This is a genomic window from Niallia sp. 03133 (assembly GCF_052663225.1).
Map to the genome: position 1 here is coordinate 29,728 of NZ_JBQTCY010000017.1, position 22,676 is coordinate 52,403.

The window sequence follows — 22,676 nt, forward strand, 5'->3', positions numbered from 1 at the left end:
ATTATTAAATACAGAAGCTAGGTCTTCTTCTCTTTACGAGTAAAACCTAGCTTTTTTTGATCAAAAATCCCAATAGATTTCCCTGCTATTCGATAGAACGATAGAATCGTTCCGGCCATTCCATCTTAGGGTGAAAATTGTACAACAATGATTGAGTGAATATGACAGCATTCACCCATTCTGTTTTAAACATGAGCGGTTTTTTATGAAGCCATGCCAAAGGATCGATGGGAACGGAAAAATCAATATATTCCTCAAAGCTTCCTTCGAACCCTTTTGTCCAAAATCTTTTTAACGGGTGAAGAGGAACACGACCGCCATTTTTCACATGTTCATAGGTGTCTTGAAGCCATTCTTGAATTGGAATTCCTGTCAATGGTTCGTTCATCTGCTGCCATCCACATAAAAGTGAGCCATGCTTCCCCCACTCGATTTGAATGATTGCCCTCTGATTGTTATTATGTGCCTCTTTTACCGCATCCTCTGACTCTAATACACGGGAATGGAACCAGCACATCACATTTGTTACCGATTCCGTTTCAGGATCATATTCGACCCAAACCTCTTCATGATCACAAGGTTCATAGTCATCTGGAAAATCATAGTCATCTTCCCAAAATAAATGATAGCCAATCACAGGCTTAGAAGGATGATGAACAACGACTATATCCTTAAGTGGGAAGCATTCTTTTGGATTAATCATTAAAATTGGGCAAAACTTGTGAATGAGGCGTTCATCCTTTTCAGTTAAAGGAATAAACGGCTCCATTTCTAGTACTTTGCGGTACAAATCGCCAGCTTTTCGAAGCTGTCCATCTAAATGGTAAAACTCTGCTTGTTTAGATACATAGCTCACTTGGTTTGGGTCTGCCTTTTTTAAAAGCTCCAGCTGATAAATCGCGTGCTCATAAAAATCAAGTTCTGCAATCTTCTTATTGTTCATTAATTCCGAGATTTTTTCATTTCTTTTCTTCCACTCGTCAAGAAAAGTATCGATCAAAATGGATTCCCCCTAAGTTTTCTGCTTGTTCGTTAACTCCACTAGTGTTTCAACTTCATGACTCGTTATCGAGTGAACACCCAGTTTCACGTACTTTTCCATTTCATGCGTTTCGTTAATCGTCCAAACTAAAACGGGCAAACAGCGTAATGCGGAAGCAGCTATTAACTCTTCACGACAAATGCGGTAGTCAATATTGATTCCACAGCATGATGCTGCAATCGCATCCTGAAAAGTTTCCTTAATAAAAGATTCATAATCTTCCTTATTAGCTTCAAATAAGCTTTTACTAGCATTTAAGAGAACTTGATAAGGTCGATAGTTTCCCTTTAGAAAAGCAGCTCGATCCTTTTCACATCCGCTTATAATAGAAGATTCTCTCATCTTAAATTTTTCGACTGTCTTAATCATTGGATCGATCGCATGATCTTCTTTTACATCTAAATTGATCACTCGATTACTTTCTTTAATGAGCGGCAAAACCTCTTCTAGGCGAACCACCTTATCCGATTGAGTTAGATCATTCAATTCCTGGAATGTTACATCTTGGACGCGAATCATTCCGTGTTGTGTATGAAAATGTTCATCATGCAGCAGAACAACACTTCCATCTTTTGTAGATCTTACATCTACTTCAATCACATCTGCCCCAGATTTTATCCCTTCGATGACGGATTGAATGGAATTGGGGGGTGTCTTCATACAGCCAGTATGAGCTGTAATCAATGGTTTTCTCAATTTAACCACCTGTCTTTATTTAAGTTTGATCGTATTCAAAAGATCCTTATGGATATTACGATTAGAGGCTACGAGCGATTCATGAAAGAGCTTGTATGGGTTTCCATCTTTATCTGTAACTGTTCCTCCAGCCTCCGTTACGATCAAAATTCCTGCCGCTGTATCCCACGGATTTAAACCTTCATGCCAGAATCCTGTTAATCTGCCAGAGGCTACTTGGCACAAATCTAGACTAGAAGCTCCAAACATCCGAATATTTCGGCTATTCCCTGCTAGCTTATCCATTTGCTGAAGAACGCGCGAACCAACTTTAAAGTCATTAGCCTGAAATCCAGTCGACACAACGGCTTCTGTTAATTTCATTTCTTGTCCGACACGAAGCGGCTGCTCATTTAAAAATGAACCCATTGATTTCCTCGCCGTATATAATTCACCTGTCATTGGATTCAAAACAACACCAATCACTGGTTCTTTATTGTTTACAATTCCTATTGACACTGAATAATATGGAATACCATGAATAAAATTGGTTGTACCATCAATCGGATCTATTATCCATCCGTAACCAGAATCAAATTGTTGAAAAGCTTGATAAGCATTTGCTTGACCGCAATCCTCTTCAGAGAGGATCCAGTGATCCGGAAAATTTTGTTTAATCTTATGACGAAGCATCTTTTCCGTCATTTGATCAACTTCTGTGACTAGATCTGAAGCATTCTTTTTTTGGACAACCTCTCCCATGTTTCCAATATGTTCTTTAATCAAGCTCCCAGCCTGCTTCGCATACTCAATGGCCATATGATACAAGGTGTATTCTAAATCCTGTTTCATTTCTAATGTCATTTTTTTATCCTCTATTTTCTCTCTATTAATTTCGGACAAGTTCCTTCACAAGATCTTTCCTTACATTTTTTCCAGTAGTTTTTTCAAAAATATGCAGGGACTCAACATTGGTTGATAGGACCAATTCTTGCCCAATATTTAATCTCATATTAGGTTCGACAAAAAAATGAACCTGTTCATGACCAATATTGACATTGATCATTTGAGAATGCCCAATCGGTTCAATAAGTTGAACCGTCCCATTCATCCGAATTTCCCCTTCTAATCCTAATTTAAGATCATGTGGACGTAGCCCAATCGTGACATCCAATTGATTCGTACTTATATCAAGTAGTGACCGATCAAAATAAAGCGTTGATTTTGAGAATGTGAGCTCAGCTTTTTGATCCGTTGAAGTTAGTTTTCCTTGGATAAAATTCATTGGTGGTGTGCCAATAAACTGAGCGACAAAATAGTCCTTTGGATTTTTATATAAATCCATCGGCGTGCTGTATTGAATGACTTCTCCCTCATTCATAACCGCAATTCGATCAGCCATCGTCATGGCTTCTTCTTGGTCATGGGTAACTAAAATCGTTGTAATGCCAAGTTCTTTTTGAATTCGAGAAATTTCCTTTCTCATTTCAATTTTCAATCTGGCATCTAGATTCGATAATGGTTCATCTAATAGAAGAACCTTTGGTTTTTTTACAATCGCACGAGCTAAAGCCACACGCTGCTGCTGGCCTCCTGATAATTGACTTGGCTTTCTATCTAGTAAGTGCTCTAGCTGTACCATTTCAGCTGCTTCTTTGGCTCTTTCATATCGTTTTTCCTTGCTTACTTTTTGTTGTTTTAACGGAAAAGCAATATTATCTAATACAGTCATATGAGGATATAAAGCATAGCTTTGAAACACCATGCCAATATTACGATCCTTTGGCTCTACACCATTCACTAGCTGACCGTCAAAATATAAGTCACCACTATTCTGTTTATAAATACCAGCGATCATTAACATGGTTGTAGACTTACCACAGCCGCTTGGTCCAAGTAACGCAACAAGTTCTCCATCATGAATCGTTAAGTTTAAATCATTGATGGTGTTCGTTTGATGATTAAAGGATTTACAAATATTTTTCATTTCAATGATCATACACGTTTACCTCCTCCGCTACTTACTTGCATTAATGATTTTTGCGTAAAAATGAAAAATAGTAAGACTGGCAGCATATAAAACAAGGAAACAGCACACAAAAGCCCATAGTCCACCATATTTGGATCACTCATTAATTTATGAAGATATGCGGACAAGGTCACATTTTGATCGTTTAAAATAAAGGTATATAGCAATAAAAATTCAGACCAGCCAGATAGAAATGAAAAAATACTGATTGCTGCAATTCCAGGCTTAACAAGTGGAAGAACAATCGTATACCAAACCTTAATCCGGCTGCAGCCGTCAAGCATCCCTGCCCATTCTACATCCCATGGTATGTCATCAAAAAACCCTTTCACAATCCATGCTGTCATCGGAATCTGCATCGCTGTTTTTACTAATACGACTCCCCAAAGCGAATCGAATAATCCCATAAAATTGAGGATATAAAATACGGCAATCAGAAGAGCTACACTAGGAAATGCATGTAAAATCAAAGTCGTTTTCATCAACGCTTGGCGCCCAGGAAATTCGATACGGGCTAATGCATATCCAGCCATCACACCGATGATTACTTCAAGAACAGTTAAACTTCCCGCAAATAGAAAAGAGTTCCACGTAGCGAGCCAAATACTTGGGAGAACAGTCCCACCCTGCTCTACAGCTGTCCATAAAAACGTCCAATTTTCAAGCGTAAATGAAACAGGAATAAAACCAAATTTCATTTGTTCAGAAAAAGAACGCATTAACAGCCATAAATACATAAGAATAATTGGCATGGTCGTAATGCCAAGCACTCCGTAAGCAATGAAATAAGGAAGACGCTGCTTCCATTTAAGTGCAAAGGGCTTTACAGCTTTTGTTTCTTTATGAGAACTAGTTACATCCATTTTTAAGTCTCCTTTCCTACTCAATTCTTGAAGAACCAAGCATTTTTTTCAGCCCAAACCATCTCCACATAATAAAAGTAAAGAGTAAAGCAAGGATCACAAGTACTAACGAAACAGCCGAACCATAGCCAAACTCAAAATTTTGAAAGGCTTTATGATAGGAGTACAAAGCCAGTACTTCACTTTCAAATAATGGACCGCCCTTTGTCAGTAAGATGATATATTCATACGATGTTAATAAGGATAAAAACTGCCAAATCGTTACAAACATAAGAGGCCAGCGAATCGACGGAATAATAATATCTTTAATGATTGACCATTGTGAAGCACCGTCCACTCTTGCCGCTTGAAACAAATCCTGTGGAATGGATTTGATCGCCGATGAAAAAATAATCATTCCGAATGAAGCTCCAATGAATCCATTAGCTACAATAATCGCCTCCATCGGATGAGAAATCAGCCATTCAGCTGGCGCCATGTCAAAAAGGGCTCTCAAGCTATTTAATACTCCGTATTCACTTGGGTCAAAAAACCATAACCAAAGCAAAATATACACTACCGGCGGAGAAATACGAGGCAGCATCCAAATCGTCCGAAAAATAAGACCCACAGAATCCTTCTGAATAAAATAAGTTGTCAAGATCCCTAAAGCTAAACCAAAAAACACATTAATTAATAAGGTAAATCCCACATAAACGATCGTATTTTTTAAAACAAGCCAAATATTCGGGTCGCTTATTAACTTTTTAAAATTCAATAAACCGTTAAATTCCCATCGCATGGCAGAATCCATCCCAGTAAACGCCAAAATAGCGATTAAAAGAACAGGAATAAAAAAGAACAGGGTAATTAAAAGGAAGAAAGGTCCCAACATGATGGCAGGCAGCTTCCATTTATGAATAAAGGTTCCCAAATGCTAACCCTCCTTGAAAAAGCAGCCCCTAGCAGACATATGCTAAGAGCCAGCTGTTTTTGTTAAGTATCTTTTTTTGAAGCAAACGATCCTTATTCTTGGATTTTCAATTGATCACCAAGATCGTTTTTCAATTGAGTTTCTAAATCCTTCATAGCATCTTCAGGTTTTTTCTTTCCTAACTCAACAGCTTGAATCGCGTTAAATACCGCTTTTGAATACTTAGGGTATGCTTCATGATTCGGAAGGAATGTTGTATAGTCAGACATATAAGCAACACTACCTAAAGTGATATCTGCTTTGAAATTTGGATCCTCAGCACCTGCTTTTGTTACAGGAAGATGCATGGTTTTTACGTTATGCTCTGTTTGAAGAGCTGGATTTGAAACTAGTTCTAATAAACGTTTTACTAACTCTGGATGTTCCGTTTGTGAAGAAACTGTATAAGCAAACGGGTGAGATAATGTTAGTGGTTTTCCACCTTTTTCAGCAGCTGGAATTAGCATCATCCCGAAATGCTCATTTGACCATTTTGCATCTACTTTTCCAAGTTGCTCATGGAAATTATCTTGGCTCCAGTTAAATACGTTCCAAATCCCGCCATAGTAAAATAGGATTTTTCCATTGACGATCAGTTTATGCACATTGTTCCATTCCATCGTTGTTAAATTTTCAGGAAGTAATTTTTTCTGTGCAAGTTCATCATAGTAGTTTAATTGTTTTGAAACGGCATCTTTATCAAAAACTATTTTATTGTCTTTTTCATCATAAACTTTTCCGCCAAAATTATAGGCGATATATTGAAAGTCAGGACCATCTACTGGACGGTGACCAATTCCATTTTCCACTAGCCCTTTTTTCTCCGCTTCTTCAGCTGTTTTGGTCATGTCTTCAAGGGTAAATTCTCCCTTTTTAACCATTTCCGGAAGCTTATTAATTTGCTCTTCGCTCCATCCAAGCTCCTTTAGAATATCTTTATTGTAGAAAACCGGACGAGCTTCCGTATCCTGCAAAGCACCCCAAACTTTATCTTTATAAGAAACAGCTTTCCAAAGAGTAGGGAATACATCCTTATATTCCTTTGATTTCTTTAGATCATCTAAAGGAAGAATGTAGTTTCCATCTGCTAGCCAACCAAGATTTTCATGACCTGTTGCATAAATATCCGGCTCTTTTTTTGCTTTAAACGCAAGGATAAATTGCTTAGCATAATCTTCCCAGCTACCATCAAAGGATTTTGTTTCGACTTTTACTTGTGTATTTTTCCCATCTTCCTTAAGCTCTGCATTTAATTTGTCAGCTGCTTTTACTAGATTTTCTACACGAGTTAATTCTTGACCAGCTGTTTGTGCCTCAATAATCACTGTTTCTGGTTCTTTCGATTCACTTTCAGCAGGCTTACTTTCTTGAGCACATCCTGCAAGAACTCCTATACCTAGAACAACTGTAGATAAGATACCAACTGCCTTTTTCTTCATCCTTCTCACCTCTGTGTTATTTTGTAAAAAAAGGGAACGTTCCCATAAAAGAAAGGGGGGAATTGAAAATTAAGGGAACGTTCCCACACCAAAACTTTCTCAATTTGTTTTATGTCTTGCTTGTCCCCGTTATATGTATAAATGTACAGAAGATATGTTTAGCTCTTATTATGAGAATTTTAAGTTCATGTAAAAGTATGTATTTGAAATATTAACTTTCTTAATTTTTAGAGCTTACTAATTTATAGAGGGAGAAGATAAAAAGAAATTAGAAATCACCCACCTTGAGTCGATGATCGAACGAACAGCTTAGGTTCGTATTCCATACACAAAGGTTCTACCGTGTCTTTTTTAATAAGACGATCAAGCAAGGTAACTGCATCCTCTCCCATTTTCATTTTCTCAACATGAACTGTTGTTAAAGGAGGATAGCACATGCTCGCATAATCGATGTTATCAAAGCCAGCTACTGCTATTTCATCAGGGATTTTTATTCCTTTTTCTAATAAGACTCTCACAGCACCCATCGCTAGCATATCGTTTGTTGCAAAAATAGCTGTTGGTCTTTGTCCGATGAATTGCGGCCAAATTTGATGGAGTCCCTTATAGCCATCTTCATAAGCCGAAGTCGGAGAATAATAAATATTTTTTGATAAAACCTCAACACCCAGTTCCTTGAACCTCTCACAAAAGCCTTGCAATCGGAGCAAGTGACTTCGGTGAGCTTGAGGACCAGCGATCACAAAAACATTGCGATGACCTAATTGATACAAATACTCTGCAACCATCGCTCCACCTTTATAGTCTTGATTGACGATTTGGATGACGTCACTCTTGTCAGTCGTTCCATTCACAATTAAATAAGGAACCTGAAAGCTTTCAATGTGGCCTATCACTTCTTGACTCAGCCGGCTGATTAATATAAGTCCATCAACCCTTTTTTCATGCATGAAATCAGCAGACCTTAAAGACATTTCCCTATCAGTTGTGACAAATACTGAGTAGTTCAGACTTTCCGCCTTAAGTAGAATCGCATCTAGTATTTTTCCATAAAAAGGGTGAGATGCGATAGGATGATGCTGCCGGTAGATAATGACGCCTATATTGTTTGTCTTTTGCGAAACCATCGCCCTTGCTACTCCATTCGGTTTATATTGGAGCTCTTCAATCGCCTTCAAAACCTTCTCCCGAGCTTGTTCACTCGTATATCCGTTGCCAGAGATCACTCGTGAAACGGTCGATTTAGAAACCCCTGCCCTTGAAGCAATGTCAATAATTGTATAACTCATACAACGACCCCCGACCTTCTCTATCTAATAATGTCATCAATCTATCATAACGCGCTTACATGATGATGTTGTTAAAACTATGTTAAGATTTTATGAAATTATGGGTAATCATTCCAAATGATCTTCGCTATATACTATAAAATAATCCTATCTGGACAGATTCTCTTCGGTTGTAGGCGCTTTCACAAATTTAAAAGCCGATTTTTCCGAATCGAGTAGAGGGAAAATAAAATACATTATTTTCGCCCATAGGAATAGGGGCTTGCTTTCCGTTTCAGGATACTCGCTTTCCGTGGGGCGTGCGATGAGCCTCCTCGGTGCTTGCGCCTGCGGGGTCTCATCTTACCCGCTAATCCCACAGGAGTCTCGCACCTTCCACTTCAATCAAGCCGTTTTTTCAATTAGTTGCTGTCGCTGAACTGGTGAAAACACCACCCTTTTAGAAATAGACTCAAGCGGCACATTCTGGTAGAACAACGTTGAATGATAACAAAAGACCTTTTTTTTCAGAAAACAGACTTTATCAAAACAAAAGTTGCAGGCTGCAAAGGAACTTGTAACTGAATAAAATAAGTACACATGAGTTGATGTGATTCATTTTTTCTCTAACTTTTTGAGAGTTACATCATTTCACTGTCCCCGTCCCATCAACATTCTTTTCCAAAGTTATCAAGCAATGCACGCACTTCATCTGTTGATTTCGTGTTCATCAATTGATTTCTTAATTCACCAGCTCCACGGAATCCTTTGACATAAATTTTGAAAAAGCGATGAAGCCCTGTGATTGAACGTGGCAGTGCTTCCGCGTATTGATCTTGAAGATCAAGCTGCAGTCTTAAAAGATCAAGGTATTCTTTACTGCTATGCTCTTTTGGCTCTTTTTCAAAAGCAAAAGGATTTTTAAAAATACCTCGCCCGATCATAACGCCATCAATACCGTATTGTTTTGCAAGCTGCAGCCCAGTTTGACGGTCAGGAATGTCTCCATTGATTGTTAGCAGCGTACTTGGTGCGATACGGTCACGTAATTTTTTGATTTCCGGAATTAACTCCCAATGCGCATCTACTTCGCTCATTTCCTTTCTTGTACGTAAATGAATAGATAGGTTCGCAATATCCTGTTTTAAAATATGCGTTAGCCACTCCTCCCACTCACTTACATCCTTATAGCCAAGTCGTGTTTTCACGCTGACAGGCAGTCCGCCCGCTTTTGCTGCTTGAATAAGTTCTGCCGCAACGTCTGGACGCAGAATAAGGCCACTACCCTTCCCTCTCGATGCCACATTAGGTACAGGGCAGCCCATATTAATATCGATGCCTTTAAATCCTAACTCTGCCATGCCAATACTCATTTGACGGAAATATTCGGGATTATCCCCCCAAATATGTGCCACCATTGGCTGTTCATCTTCTGTAAAAATCAAACGGCCACGCACACTTTTCATGCCCTCTGGATGACAATAGCTATCCGAGTTTGTAAACTCTGTGAAAAATACATCCGGTCGACCGGCTTCACTTACTACGTGACGAAAAACAACATCTGTCACATCTTCCATTGGTGCAAGTACAAAAAATGGTCGTGGTAAATCACTCCAAAAATTATCTATCATTTCAAACTCAAATCCTCTCAATATGGATACAACTTCAAACTCTCGGACAAAAAATATAAAGTAAACTTCCATCAGTGGGGGTTTTCTTCATACCCCACTGATGGTTAGTTGCACTTATCGGATCTTTACGGGCAGTTATCCCCCACCTATCTTCCTCGATTTTTGGAAACTTGATGCGGGGGTCTTACTGCCCGTTAAGAGTGGGATAAAGCCAAATGTTCCACTTCTTTTATACTTATATCATGCTTAATAACTTATTATCAAACACAAGTACATTTGGACATTTATAATTTGTGAAAAACTATTGTGAAAATCGGCAATGTTTATTTTAACGAAATCGGTCCTGAATGGTATTTTTATAAAGTGAACCTTTCCATCAGTGGGGGTTTTCTTCATCCCCCACTGATGGTTAGTTGAACTTATCGGACTTTTACGGGCAGTTGTCCCCCACCTAGCTTCCTCGATTCTTCAGCATCTTGAGGTGGAGGTCTTACTGCCCGTTAAGAGTGGGATAAACAAAAAAGCAGATGGTATAGTTTTTTCTATATCAACTGCTTTTCTATTATACCAGCTCCAACCACGCGACCGCTTCACAATGTGTAAAATGTAGAAAACAAAATTCCCAATTTTTTATGTTTTGTTGTGCCTTCGGGTCGTCCCTGTGACAAAGAACTGAAGTTGTTTAAAGAATTATCAAGACCTAAATCGTAAAAAGTCATAAAAAATAAGGGGTAATACATATTTTACTAATATGTATCATCCTTTTTACTTTTTGTTTCACAATCGCGCCTTTACTAAGAACTGAATTTATAAGTCGTTATTTTCAATTAAGATTTGATTATGAATATGGTGTTCCATATGCTCAAGATAATCTTGTATAAGCCACTCTAGTGTTTTATGTTGATTATTTCCTATATCACATAGGTTGGATAACTTCTCGTTAGAAATATTCTTAACAATATTAACAATTTGCTTATTTAATGTCTGAAAAAGGTTTACTATTTCATGAAGTGGTCTATTTTGATAATTCTGAACGATTACCCATTGGTCTTGATTATACGATTGAATAACATACAATGGTTCTTCATATTGAATTTTTATAAATCTTTCCATATTATTTATGGCAGAGTCACATAGATGTCCTAAAATCTCTTTTTTAGACCATTTATTTGGTAATGGTCGATTAGAAATTTCTTTTTCAGACATAGAGTTGTACTCTTCTGGTAATCTTTTTATCCAATGATTGACTCCCTCAACTACTTTTTGGTCCATATGGGGGTGAACAAGCACTTAACTTTGCAAAAAAGATTAACTGCTGCTACTCAAGCCGTTCCTTTGCAATTTCGAATAAAAAAAAGCCGACTTTATGTCGTTTCTTGCCTCTTTATGGATAAATTGACGATTAACTTTTTCATATTTTTCTTATATAAAATATAGTAGTTTTGCGAAGGCGGACATGATAGACATAAATGAAATCGAGGATTATAATAAAGTGAACCTTTCCATCAGTGGGGGTCTTACTGCCCGTTAAGAGTGGGATAAACTAAAATAAAGGAGGTGTGTATGATGGAAGAGATCTTAAAGCAAATCGTAAATCAATTAAATTCATTGGACAATCGGTTTAGTTCTTTGGAAAGTAAGTTTGATTCATTGGAAGATAAAGTTGGTTCTTTGGATGAAGGTCAAAAAGCGCTAATGGCTGAGCAGAATGAAATGCGAAAAGAGGTTGGATTCTATTACGGAAGCATAATGAAAAAACTGGATGAAACAAAAACAGAATTAAGCAGTGAAATTATACAAGTTTCTACAATTCAAAAACAACATCAAAGTGTACTAGAATACTTAAATGAAAAGCAATAAATTTATCCTACTACCAACAATCCTCTCAAAAAAGTGACAGGCACCTCAAAAAGACATTTTCCCTACTTTTGTCCATAAGGGGGTAGACAGGCAAACATGGTGACAGGCACTGGAACCAACCCCTGAAGAATGCATCAATTAAATGATAGGAACGTAATAGAGCAGAGCAACCATTCGTTGCTCTGCCCCCACTTACCATTATAATTTACTTTTTAGACTTGTATATACATATGACCACATATCCTTGTTATTCACATAAGCGTCAACGATTTTCTTATGAACGGCTTGTTGCTTTTCTTCAAATGTTGGATCATCTTTGGCAGGTAGATCTGCACGAAGTTCCGTTACAAAGGCTTGTACTTCACGTGCGCGTGGTCCCCACACTGCTTGCTCTTCTCCTTCCTTATCAATAAAGACAAAGATTGGAATAGCGCGTGCCGTCCCGTTTGTTAAGTATTTATCCATAAGTTCTAAGTTGCTATCTCTTAAAAGCACACTTGCTCGAATCCCCGTTTTGTCTGCCAGCTTTGATAAAATCGGCACGTTCATCATTGCATCTCCGCACCAATCTTCTGTAAGCACAATGACACGCAGTTCTTTTCGGCGCAGCTCATCGAAGAATGCTTCATCACTTGGAAGCTCAAATCCTTCGTAAATCTTTTGCAAGTTCTCTTTGTTTGTTGTCATGGCATCTATGTATGCATCAATCGTTATGCCCTTGTCATACCATTCATTTAATGTTGTCATGAAAAGCCTCCTATTAATTTTATTCTAGACCTACTATACCATAATAAAAGGAAAGGATTGATGAATAAGGTTAATGGTATTCCCAAAGAAATCCCCTACTTTTGTCCATATAATGTGCCTGGCACTCGTATCTATTGGAAGCTAAAGAACCGCTCCTTCACTTTCCCTTGAAGAGAACTTGATTGCTAATATGATGAAGAACTCCCCCTTAAGGAGGAGCATGATACCGGTCGGCGATTAGGATGCCTTCTGGATCTAAGTCGCCTGAATAGTATAAGGTGCAATGGGCATCTGTTAACAGGTCTAATAATCTCCAGCTTGCTGCTCGAAGTTGTCCATGTGTACAGATGATTGGCGCGTCGGAGACAGTGTCCATAATGGTTGAGCACACACTGGAGTTCTCTACAATCCACACTTTATTGCCTGTTGCTGGCAAAGCTTCTGTTACTTTTGCCAACTCTTTCATCGGAATATTTAAGACGGTATTTTCCTCTACAGCCGTCTTCCAAACGGGATGGATAGAATGTTTCGAATTTGCAGCAAGCAAGCCTTGGCAAGTAACAAAATTCCATAAATCATCGCGAATAATTCCGTATTCCGCTTACAATTAGCAAACCATTGTGAAAGCTTCAAATAATCATTTTTCCTGCTTCTAAAATGCTGCTGCCTCTCTCCAATTCTCTGTACATATCTAGTCATTCGTCTAATCATTTCATTTGTTTGCCATTGAAGAACCTCGAGTTCACTTTGCTGTATGCTCGATCCTAAAAACCATTGTCTTAGCGATCCCCAATATTCTATATACTCCTTTTTCCACTCTTCTGTTGTGGAAGTGACATCCTCTAAGCGAGGAATCGACTTACGGTACTCTATTAATTTTTGAAAATAGCTTTCTAATTTTATTGGGGTGAGTTCGTTTAATCTTTCTCTAATTTGAAGAGATGTTTTTTGTAAAGATACAATAAAATCTCGCAAATACGTTGTAAATTGATTTTTATAGATTAAGAATGCATCTGTCTACATCCGTTGATCCGTTTGTTCGCTATTAATATAAGCAGTATAGTCTGCGGTACTAGTACGTATTGTTTGGAAATAGCGAAAAACATCTTCCCAAATCCGCATGTATTCTTCTGCATGCTTTGTTAAGTCTTTTTCTATATCTTGTTGTAAATTCACCAACGCTTATAATAAACGATCGAATTGCGGTTTTTCCAATGAACCTTGGAAATTATCAGCTGATTTTTTCTCTAGAACAACAAGCATTCTTTCAATTTCAATCGTATAAGGGGTAGATTGATAACGAAATCGCTTCTTTTTGTATTCCTCCACCGTCTTCGCATTTGTCATATACTGTCTCGCTATTAGATTATTCCATTTCACAAGCTGTCCCAATTGTTGGTGAAGCTGCTCTTCTGCATAATCGGCAAACGCTGGAATCGATCGTGTATGTTCGAAAATCTCCTCTGGAGCAATAAAATCACGCATTCTTTCATGCTGGTGATAAAAATATCGTAAAATAGTTCGAAAATGTGCAGCAGAGTCAGCAGTTAAATAACTGGCCTCCACTACTCTTTTCCTAGTAACATCCACTTCTATCATCCTTCATCATGTCAAATTTATAGTTTCATTGTAACGAAAGGAACAGGCGCTGTCATTAGCTGCATTATGTTACATTTAACCAAAAGGCAGAGGATAAATCCTGCTAGCAAGAGAACTTACATGCTTTTCAAAACCCATTCTAATTTAAAGAAAACTATTCACCTGCTACCAAATAAACATCCAACTATTTATAATAGAAAGGCAGACATCAGAAAGGATTGTTATAAATGATTAAAAAAGCAGATATTTTAGATAGACTGAGATCGTTAATTGGAAAAGAGCTGACTAGTCAAAATTTACATGAAGCTGTATTCTGTGAAGAAAAGCATAAAAAAATACTGCGTCGTTTTCACGCAGGTACACATCTGTATATCCATCATAAAATTCTCACTAAGCATGATCTTGAATTGCAAACCGTTGCAGACATTACGATTCCTGGTAATCCTTATACGTTTCGAGTTGGCCTTGAAGAAATAGAAGGACGAGTTATTGTCCATTCTGAACCAAGAATTTCTTTTACTTATCTATAATAGGTAACAAAGCAAATTTACAAGCAATTGCTTCCGCAACTACATCCATCTTACTTAGGAGACAATCATATGCAAAAACTAATCTTTGAGCCTGCATGGAACAAAACCATCTCGCAAAAGGATCGCAAATCAATTGAAGAAATATTCCAAAGAGCAGAAATCGTTCAAACCACTAATGTTTCATTTACTCCTCTTTGGCAAGCAATCAATCACAAAGGAGATTTACTCGTAACCGTCCTTATTCATAATGTAAACAATCAAAAGCTACCTTTTGATCATACTAAACTAAAATATTTTGAGGATGAAGCACTTATTGCTGAACATGTATTTTCATTTCCGTCCATCCTTCTTTCGCCAAATGTAAGTATGCCTTGGACTTTTATTTTTCCAAAAGAAAACTTGTTTCAACAACCATCCTTTCAGAACGGATATTTGCAAATTGTGGATGAAACATTTTAAACAACAAAAAGTGTCAGGCACCGGAAAAGGATAAATATCCACTTTCGGTGTCTGACACTAAACTTTATCACATCTTAACGGGCAGTAAGATCCCCACCACAAGATGCCGAGAAATCGAAGAAGCTAGGTGGGGAATAACTGCCCGTAAAGGTCCGATAAGTGCAACTAACCATCAGTGGGGGATGAGGAACCCCCACTGATGGTTAGTTTACTTTATTTCTTTAACCCCATTGCATTTTTCATTGCATCAAAAATATGAGTATTTTCATAGCTTCCTGCCAATAATTCAGCATTTGCTCCTGTTGCTGTTAATGGAACGGTAACCCCACCGTGTCCGCTAGTTGTCCAGTCAATCGTAAATTGATTATTACTTTTCGCTACTTTGAACGGTCCGTCTTCTTTGGATATTCCATCTCCCGATTCATCGCTGCTGCTTACATCTTCTATCACAAGGCCTCCGCATTCATGGTCTGCTACAACGAGAACTAATGTATCACGATGTTTTTTTGCATAGTCTTTTGCTATTTTTACCGATTTGTCCAGCTGTTGTCCTGCTTTAATCATTTTTCCGGCATTGTTTTCATGGGAGAATTCATCTGTTCCTTCTTCCTCTACCATTAAGAAAAAGCCTTTTTTATTTTTTGATAGGGTATCAATTGCTTTTTTCGTCATTTCAGGCAAAGGAACGACTGGATTGTATAAATCGCCTTGTCCTTCTTCTCTTTGCTCAAACATTTCTTCATTGGCAAATAAACCTAAAATTTTGCCACTGTTCGTTTTTTCAAGATCTTTTTTATTTGTTACATAGTTATATCCAAGCTTCTTCGCTTTATCTACTAGATTGCCTTGTGTTCCTTTGCTTTTTTCAGTTGGATCCTTAGCTGGCTGATCCTCGTATTTCCCAGCTTTGCCTGCAGGATACCAGAAATCTTCGCCTCCACCCAGCAATACATCCACTTTGCTCTTTTCTAAATATTGTTTTGCAATATCACTCTGTTTCGAACGGTCGGTTACATGTGCACCAAAAGCCGCTGGCGTCGCATCCGTAATTTGGCTTGTTGTGACCAATCCTGTTGATTTTCCAGCTTTATCTGCCATTTCCAAGATGGTTTTCACTGATTTTTTCTTTGCATCTACTCCAATTGCTCCGTTATATGTTTTCACACCGGAAGCCATGGCAGTTGCTGCTGCTGCTGAATCGATTACAACAGAAGTGGAGCTTGTATGTACTTCACCAGAAACAGGCATTGCATTCATGGCAAGTTCTCCATTCTGGCCAACAGTAGCTAAACGAATCGCTTCACGATGGGCAGCTCCCATGCCATCTCCTACAAAAACAATCACATTCTTCGCTTTGCCATATTGGCTGGATGCTGATGCTGTTGCATCCTTATTATAACTAAAACCCAATCCTGTTAATGCTGCTAAGGACAATGCTGCAGTTGCCGCGATTATTTTCTTTTTTCCATGTGAACCTCTCCTCTATCACTTATTTACGTTCTCTACTATAAAGGACAAGTATTATGGAATTATTTTCTATTTGTAAATAGATGGTAAATTAAAGGTTGCAAAAGGGATCTGGCACCACTTGTCCATTTGTGGTACCTGTCCCTCAGTTCTTTAAAGCATTAAGGGACAGGCACTCAAATTCAAACAAAAATAGCCAATGTATTTCGATGAAAATCAAAACACGTTTGACTATTTCGTCTTTTTAAACCTATTTACATAACCATTCATTAAAAATGGTTACTTCAATACATCCTCTAACTCTTTATCTTTAATTGTAACGTCTGCTTCTTTTTGAAGATTTGAAATAGTTGCTTCAAGCGGCTGTGCTTTTGCTAATTTTAGTTCCTTTTCAATTTCAGCTTTTTTGTCTTCTAATTTGTTTGTTTTCTTATCTGTTACTTTAATAATGTGATAACCATATTGTGTTTTTATTGGATTACTGATTTGATTGATTTTAAGTGAAAATGCAGCTGCATCAAATTCAGGAACCATTTTTCCTTTAACAAAGTAGCCAAGATCGCCACCATTCGCTTTCGTACCTGTATCGATGGAATATTTGTTCGCAAGACTGGCAAAGTCTTCTCCTTTAACAAGCTTTTCCTTTACTTCCTTCGCAGTTTTTTCGTCTGCGACAAGAATATGACTTGCTTTTATATCCTCTTTATACTTGTCCTCGAATTCTTTTTTAACATCAGCTTCGGTAATTTTCACCCCGTCTATTGCTGCTTTTTCTGCCAACAATTCTTGTTTAACATACTTTTTCAATTCCTTTTCATCCTTAAACCCATTTTGCTCGAGTTTCTGTTTAAAGCCCTCCTCCCCTCCGGATTGTTTTTTATAATCTGCTATTTTGTCTGTAATTTCTTTATCAGTCACTTTATATTCTTTTTCAAGAAGCATCATGCCAATCATTTGTTTTAAAACCTGGGAACCAGCCTTATCCTTTAATTCGTTGTAAAATTCCTCTTCCGTTATGTTACCTGCCTTTGATTGAACGATCGTATCTGAGTTGCTGGCGCTACATGCCGAAAGAGAAAGAACTCCAGCTGCTAATCCAAGGGTTGCCAACCATTTTTTCATCTATTAAACACTCCTAATCGTATATTTACATTGTTTTTTACTACAATGATATTGAAATACGCCCCACATTTTCACTATATTATTGTTGTTAAATTCTTTTCTTCAGAATAATTTTACAACTGCATATTAAGAAGGAACTAATATTTCCATTAGTTCCCTCTTCAACCTATGCTGCTTGTAAATTAACGAATTTGTACTTCTTTTTTCTCATCAGCTGGGATGCTTACATAAAGTACCTTCGTGTTTGCATTATAGAAGAAGGTATTTGTTTTCCCTTGTGTGTCAGCTAATGAACCAACTTCTTGATACTTATTGCGACCAGCTTGAATTTTAGAAGGTTTTTCTACATTATTTAATTTCAATGTATATTGCTCAATCTTAGAATCTTTGTAGTTCTTTACTTCTTGTTTTTGTTTAAATGTAATCTTGTTTCGTTTCTTTTCTACTTCAAATTTTGTCACGTTGAATTCGCCTTTAGTGTAATCCTCTGTACTGGCATCGTCTTCATAGAAGCTGTACATCGCTTCATTTTCAAGATACGTGTCGAGCGTCAAGTTCGTAAGCGGTTTTTCACCAGTGTGCTGCTGAACTTCTCGGCGCGGAATAATCGAGTCTTTCTTCACATAGATTGGAAGAGTTGCAAGATCGGCTTCTTTTTTAATCGTTTGTCCACCATCAAACTCCTCGCCTGACCAATAGTCTACCCATTTTACGCCTGCTGGTAAATATACGTCACGGGACGTTGCACCTTCATTAACAATCGGTGCCATCATAAGCGAATCGCCGAATAAGAATTGATCTTGGATATTATGTGTTTTTGCATCCTCTTGGAATTGGTATACAAGCGGCTGCATAATTGGGCTTGCCTCTTCATGTGCACGTTGGAACGCGTTATACAGGTAAGGCATCAGTTCATAACGCATATTAATGTATTTACGGCTGATGTCCTCTACTTCTTTGCCAAACTGCCATGGCTCTTGTCTTTGCCAAGCTAAACTATGATTAGCGTCTGTCTCCATTGGACTTTTTCCATCATTATTGTAGTGGTCGCGAGAGAATGGATAAAAAGCACCTACCTCAACCCAGCGTGCAAACAATTCTGGTGTAGGGACAGCTCCTATATAAGGATTTTTCGCAAATCCGCCGATATCGTTTCCGACCATTGGGAAACCTGCCAAACCAACATTCATATCTTGGAAAATCGATGCTCTTAAGAATTCCCATCTGCTCCAGTTATCACCAGTCCATGTAGCTGTTGCGTAACGCTGGGATCCTGCAAATGAAGCACGTGTCAAAATAAACGGACGAGTGTTTGGCTTTAAGGTGTTGAATGCCTCATCTGTAGCTTGTGCCTCAGTATGGGCATAAATGTTATGAGCTTCTTCATGCGTCATTTTTACGCCTTCGTCTGTTTCAAAAACCGTATCTAACGGTAAAGTCCAATAGTCTTTCGTACTAAAATTAGCCGGTTCATTCATATCATTCCAAATGCCGTCCACTCCTCTATCAAACATCGTTGAATGCTGCTGAGCCCACCAATCGCGGGTTTTCTGCTGTAAGAAATTCGGGAATACGGATTTCGATGGTACTCCCCAAGGCCAAACTTTTCCCAAATAGTCCGTGCCATCAGGATTTTTAACCCAAAGATCTTTCTTCGTTCCATCCGTGTAATAGAAGTATTCCGGTTGGCCAGGATCAGGTACACGAATAGCCGGATCGATGATTGCTGTTGAATGAAATCCTGAATCGTGCAATCGTTTATGCATTCCATCTGGATCAGGGAATTTGGAGCCCCACATAAAGTCTTTATAATCGTCCATCCATTCGATATCAAGCATTACACCATCGATTGGAATATTCTTTTCTCGATACGTTTTAGCTACTTGCTCCACGTCTTTTTGATGATAGCCCCAAGCGGATTGATGGAAACCCATTGCCCATTCTGGAGGCATTTGCATCTTTCCTGTCAAATCAGTATAACGATCCACAACGTCTTTAATCTCTGGTCCATTAATAAAATAATACGTTAGTTTTCCACCATCAGCCCAGAAGTAATAGTAATCGTCGCTTTCTTTTGCCATATTATAATAGGAACGATATGTATTGTCGAAGAACATTCCGTACGCTTTATCGCCTTTTAAACCGATAAAAAATGGAAAGGAAGAAAACGTATATTGAGATGTTGGAGTCTGATCATTTTCTCGGTTATACACTCGTATGTCCTGGCCTCGATGGTTTAATCCGTCCATTTTCTGACCGAAGCCGTAGAAAGCTTCATTCTTATCCGTTTTCTTGAATATGTATGGCTTTCCGTTTTCGTAGCCAACACCTTGATCCCCATCTTCATTAATCACATTTCCAGATTTGTCTAAATATTTGATCGCAAACGGACTCTTCTGAATATCAATGGTTAAGCTGTCAGACACCAAAAGTATCTTCTTGTTGTCTTCTTTAATTTGGAAATTTGGATTATCCCATTTGGTTTTGGCGATGCTCACAGAGTTAAATTCTTTATCGCCTTTATTTAAAATGGATACTTTAGACATATCAGAAGATAACAAGCGAATATAAGCGTCCTGTTGTCCCAAATTCAGTTTAACTCCATTATCAAGCTTTTCAATTCCTTGCACCGTCATTGGCTTTTGCAGATTGCTTTTATCTAGCGGTCTTTCCGTTAGTTTCATAAATGCTCTCCTTCTCTATTTTGATTTAAAAACGATCAAGCTCATAAATCTAGATCGACAACACAAAATCGATTTTTTATATTCCCCCACTCTAACGATCTTTACCCAAATAAACCGGTTCTCTTCGGCTCATTTTTAAATTAACAATTCTAACAAATTGGAACAATCGGAAAAAATTCCTATGATTCTTTGAACACGCTCTCAAAATTGGAAAAACATGTTTTCTTCCATTCTTAAATGATGAATAAACTAGCGTGGCTATTGACCTTAGCTCAAATTCCTTTTCTTTTTCTATAGAAAAGGGAACGACTAGATTAATTCAATGAATGAATACTCTTAGAAAAAATATAGAGCGAGAGAACTAAAGGACTTTATTCTCTAGTAACTGTCGCTCTAAAATATCAACCTCTTATTTATTGTTTAATAATTGAAATAAAGCACCAAAAAAATATTTTTTACTCAAAAAGGAATTAATGGTAAAAGAAAGGATTTATACAGTTACTTTTGTATAGATCCTTATAAGGGGGAATTTTTTTTTGTTTTCCATCGAAATAAAGCACTTTCCCTTGAAATTCAGGATAAGAACATTAAATTAGACTAGATAGAGAAAGAATATTATCATCACTTTTTGAGTGCTTAAAATTCATAACTGCATTTTTTAAGAGCCACTGAACTATTTTTGGTTCAATAAAAAGAAGCTTTTTATTTTTCATCAACTAAGATACACATATAAAGTGAACCTTTCTATCAGTGAGGGTTTTCTTCATCCCCCACTGATTGTTAGTTGAACTTATCGGACCTTTATGGGCAATTATCCCCCACCTAGCTTCCTCGATTTCTCAGCATCCCCGAGGTGGGGGTCTTACTGCCCGTTAAGAGTGGGATAAACAAAAGCGATGAGAAACCACTCTCATCGCTTTTGTTTATAATCCTATACGTATTTGTTCGTAATATTCAACCATTTTGTTGAAGTTCAATTGCAGATTGAGATCTCCTGCATTAATTGAAAAATCTTTTAATAACTTCTAAACTAATTAATAATTGCCATTTAATCCTTATCAAAAAAAGCAAATATCAACTGCAGGAGCGCAGGTTATAGGTTGAAATAAATCTATCCAACTACTCAACCTTAACTATTCCCGCATCTATTTTCCAAACCTTTTGCGATATCCGCACTTCCTGCATAGTTCTTCCACTGCCACTCTTCGTGAAAATCCTTCTACAATGTTTTTTGCTCTATCTCCTTCGATAATATCAGAAAAGGAGACATCATTAATATTTCCAAGGTTGATTATCCCCTCTCCATCTAAGCAACAGGGGATAACGGTTCCGTTTGCTAGTATACCTGCTTGATTTCGAAGACCATAACAGAAGCCTTTCCCATCATCCTCTTCTTCATGCAGCGCAGGCCATTGAAACTCGTAATCTTGATTGATGAAGATGCGTTCGGCAATTTTCACGCCGCTTCCTGGTGTGACCTTTTCTTCAATTTTGTAGTCTAAATCAAATTCTTTTTCAATAATTTCCAACAATTGTCTGTTTCGTTGTCTTTCGAGATTCGTCATATTATCTTGTGTGAGATTCCATAGCCTCAGTGAAACAATCATTTCTGATTGGCTCGTTGCTTCTTTAATAAAGGAAAGTATACTCCTCACATATCCTTCCTTATCAGTAGAGCCAGCATGGCCATCAAAGCTGTGAAGGGAAAAATTCATCTGTCTTAATGCCGGTTTATTTAATAATTTGTGCCTTTTTTTATTAATTAATGTTCCATTGGATGTAATATTAACTTTAAACCCTTTTTCATGACTTAAGTCCAACAATTGGTCTATTTTAGGATGGAGCAGCGGCTCACCCTTAACGTGTAAATAAATATAGTCTGTATGTGGTTTAATTTGGTCTAATCTCTTAGAAAAATCCTCCACAGAAATAAATTGCTTTTGTCGTTCTGTCGGCGGACAGAAGCTGCATGCGAGATTACATACACTAGTAATCTCTAAGTAAAACTTCTTAAACTTTTTCAACCACAAATCCCTCAATTCTCTCACTACTTAGAACAGGATTAACATTTTGTTCTATCCCTTATTACAGCATAATTTTTCATAAATGGAAACATGCTTATTTAAGGAAACTGATGTTTATTTTCTAAGGCAATTGTCTTTTGCCTCAGAGTGTCGAAAAAGGAAGGGTGCAAAATTTCAGGCTGATTGAAAACGTTTGTCTATCAAGGAACAACCCTTTTCGAGGAGCGGAGTTACCGTTTTTGAGTAATGAGCACCGAAGAAAACGGGGAGTGACGAAGAGAGCGA

The 22,676-nt window shown here is 37.7% G+C and carries 22 protein-coding genes; 3 read left to right on the forward strand and 19 right to left on the reverse strand.

Annotated elements, in window-relative coordinates:
• Positions 1-85: 85 nt before the first annotated feature.
• From ACTYBU_RS20080 to ACTYBU_RS20125, 10 genes are all read right to left on the reverse strand, one after another.
• Positions 86-1,000 carry a hypothetical protein gene (locus ACTYBU_RS20080; protein WP_445492506.1) on the reverse strand — a complete coding sequence of 305 codons (915 nt, stop codon included), beginning with the start codon at positions 998-1,000 and terminating at the stop codon, positions 86-88.
• A 12-nt stretch (positions 1,001-1,012) separates the two neighbouring features.
• Complete coding sequence (locus tag ACTYBU_RS20085) at positions 1,013-1,738, reverse strand: glycerophosphodiester phosphodiesterase (protein ID WP_445492508.1); 726 nt, start codon at positions 1,736-1,738, stop codon at positions 1,013-1,015.
• Between the two features lie 15 nt (positions 1,739-1,753).
• Positions 1,754-2,620 (reverse strand): inositol monophosphatase family protein, encoded by an 867-nt coding sequence (locus ACTYBU_RS20090; protein ID WP_445492510.1) that lies wholly within the window; start codon positions 2,618-2,620, stop codon positions 1,754-1,756.
• On the reverse strand, positions 2,607-3,716 hold the full coding sequence (locus ACTYBU_RS20095; protein WP_445492512.1) for an ABC transporter ATP-binding protein: 1,110 nt from the start codon (positions 3,714-3,716) through the stop codon (positions 2,607-2,609). The genes ACTYBU_RS20090 and ACTYBU_RS20095 overlap by 14 nt, the downstream gene beginning before the upstream one ends.
• Positions 3,713-4,609 (reverse strand): carbohydrate ABC transporter permease, encoded by an 897-nt coding sequence (locus ACTYBU_RS20100; protein WP_445492514.1) that lies wholly within the window; start codon positions 4,607-4,609, stop codon positions 3,713-3,715. The genes ACTYBU_RS20095 and ACTYBU_RS20100 overlap by 4 nt, the downstream gene beginning before the upstream one ends.
• A gap of 16 nt (positions 4,610-4,625) precedes the next feature.
• Positions 4,626-5,483, reverse strand: a complete 858-nt coding sequence (locus ACTYBU_RS20105) for a carbohydrate ABC transporter permease (protein WP_445492597.1) — start codon at positions 5,481-5,483, stop codon at positions 4,626-4,628.
• A 131-nt stretch (positions 5,484-5,614) separates the two neighbouring features.
• On the reverse strand, positions 5,615-7,000 hold the full coding sequence (locus ACTYBU_RS20110) for a sugar ABC transporter substrate-binding protein (protein WP_445492516.1): 1,386 nt from the start codon (positions 6,998-7,000) through the stop codon (positions 5,615-5,617).
• Between the two features lie 275 nt (positions 7,001-7,275).
• Complete coding sequence (locus tag ACTYBU_RS20115; protein WP_445492518.1) at positions 7,276-8,289, reverse strand: LacI family DNA-binding transcriptional regulator; 1,014 nt, start codon at positions 8,287-8,289, stop codon at positions 7,276-7,278.
• Positions 8,290-8,936: 647 nt separating this feature from the next.
• On the reverse strand, positions 8,937-9,899 hold the full coding sequence (locus tag ACTYBU_RS20120) for a tRNA dihydrouridine synthase (protein ID WP_445492519.1): 963 nt from the start codon (positions 9,897-9,899) through the stop codon (positions 8,937-8,939).
• Positions 9,900-10,706: 807 nt separating this feature from the next.
• On the reverse strand, positions 10,707-11,189 hold the full coding sequence (locus ACTYBU_RS20125) for a DinB family protein (RefSeq protein ID WP_445492521.1): 483 nt from the start codon (positions 11,187-11,189) through the stop codon (positions 10,707-10,709).
• 273 nt (positions 11,190-11,462) lie between these two features.
• On the opposite strand from ACTYBU_RS20125, the gene ACTYBU_RS20130 reads away from it, so the two are divergent.
• On the forward strand, positions 11,463-11,759 hold the full coding sequence (locus ACTYBU_RS20130; protein WP_445492523.1) for a hypothetical protein: 297 nt from the start codon (positions 11,463-11,465) through the stop codon (positions 11,757-11,759).
• A gap of 198 nt (positions 11,760-11,957) precedes the next feature.
• On the opposite strand, the gene ACTYBU_RS20135 is transcribed toward ACTYBU_RS20130, so the two are convergent.
• From ACTYBU_RS20135 to ACTYBU_RS20155, 5 genes are all read right to left on the reverse strand, one after another.
• Positions 11,958-12,506 (reverse strand): thioredoxin family protein, encoded by a 549-nt coding sequence (locus ACTYBU_RS20135; RefSeq protein WP_445492524.1) that lies wholly within the window; start codon positions 12,504-12,506, stop codon positions 11,958-11,960.
• Between the two features lie 208 nt (positions 12,507-12,714).
• Positions 12,715-12,972 (reverse strand): DUF2399 domain-containing protein, encoded by a 258-nt coding sequence (locus ACTYBU_RS20140; RefSeq protein ID WP_445492526.1) that lies wholly within the window; start codon positions 12,970-12,972, stop codon positions 12,715-12,717.
• A 26-nt stretch (positions 12,973-12,998) separates the two neighbouring features.
• Positions 12,999-13,481, reverse strand: a complete 483-nt coding sequence (locus ACTYBU_RS20145; RefSeq protein ID WP_445492528.1) for a DUF2397 family protein — start codon at positions 13,479-13,481, stop codon at positions 12,999-13,001.
• 42 nt (positions 13,482-13,523) lie between these two features.
• Positions 13,524-13,682 (reverse strand): hypothetical protein, encoded by a 159-nt coding sequence (locus ACTYBU_RS20150; protein ID WP_445492529.1) that lies wholly within the window; start codon positions 13,680-13,682, stop codon positions 13,524-13,526.
• A 6-nt stretch (positions 13,683-13,688) separates the two neighbouring features.
• On the reverse strand, positions 13,689-14,096 hold the full coding sequence (locus tag ACTYBU_RS20155; protein ID WP_445492530.1) for a DUF2397 family protein: 408 nt from the start codon (positions 14,094-14,096) through the stop codon (positions 13,689-13,691).
• Positions 14,097-14,332: 236 nt separating this feature from the next.
• Between ACTYBU_RS20155 and ACTYBU_RS20160 the strand changes: the two genes are divergently transcribed.
• Positions 14,333-14,635: a hypothetical protein gene (locus tag ACTYBU_RS20160; protein WP_445492532.1), complete on the forward strand. Its 303-nt coding sequence runs from the start codon at positions 14,333-14,335 to the stop codon at positions 14,633-14,635.
• A 69-nt stretch (positions 14,636-14,704) separates the two neighbouring features.
• A complete protein-coding gene (locus tag ACTYBU_RS20165; RefSeq protein WP_445492533.1) occupies positions 14,705-15,094 on the forward strand; it encodes an SLAP domain-containing protein in 390 nt (129 codons plus the stop codon).
• A gap of 213 nt (positions 15,095-15,307) precedes the next feature.
• Here the strand turns inward: ACTYBU_RS20165 and ACTYBU_RS20170 are convergent, their stop codons facing one another.
• The 4 genes from ACTYBU_RS20170 to ACTYBU_RS20185 form a co-directional block, all read right to left on the reverse strand.
• A complete protein-coding gene (locus ACTYBU_RS20170) occupies positions 15,308-16,528 on the reverse strand; it encodes an alkaline phosphatase (protein ID WP_445492534.1) in 1,221 nt (406 codons plus the stop codon).
• Between the two features lie 312 nt (positions 16,529-16,840).
• Positions 16,841-17,683 (reverse strand): peptidylprolyl isomerase, encoded by an 843-nt coding sequence (locus tag ACTYBU_RS20175; RefSeq protein WP_445492535.1) that lies wholly within the window; start codon positions 17,681-17,683, stop codon positions 16,841-16,843.
• Positions 17,684-17,865: 182 nt separating this feature from the next.
• Positions 17,866-20,367, reverse strand: a complete 2,502-nt coding sequence (locus tag ACTYBU_RS20180) for a glycoside hydrolase family 31 protein (RefSeq protein ID WP_445492537.1) — start codon at positions 20,365-20,367, stop codon at positions 17,866-17,868.
• Positions 20,368-21,512: 1,145 nt separating this feature from the next.
• Positions 21,513-22,391 (reverse strand): radical SAM/SPASM domain-containing protein, encoded by an 879-nt coding sequence (locus ACTYBU_RS20185; protein WP_445492539.1) that lies wholly within the window; start codon positions 22,389-22,391, stop codon positions 21,513-21,515.
• Positions 22,392-22,676: the final 285 nt, after the last annotated feature.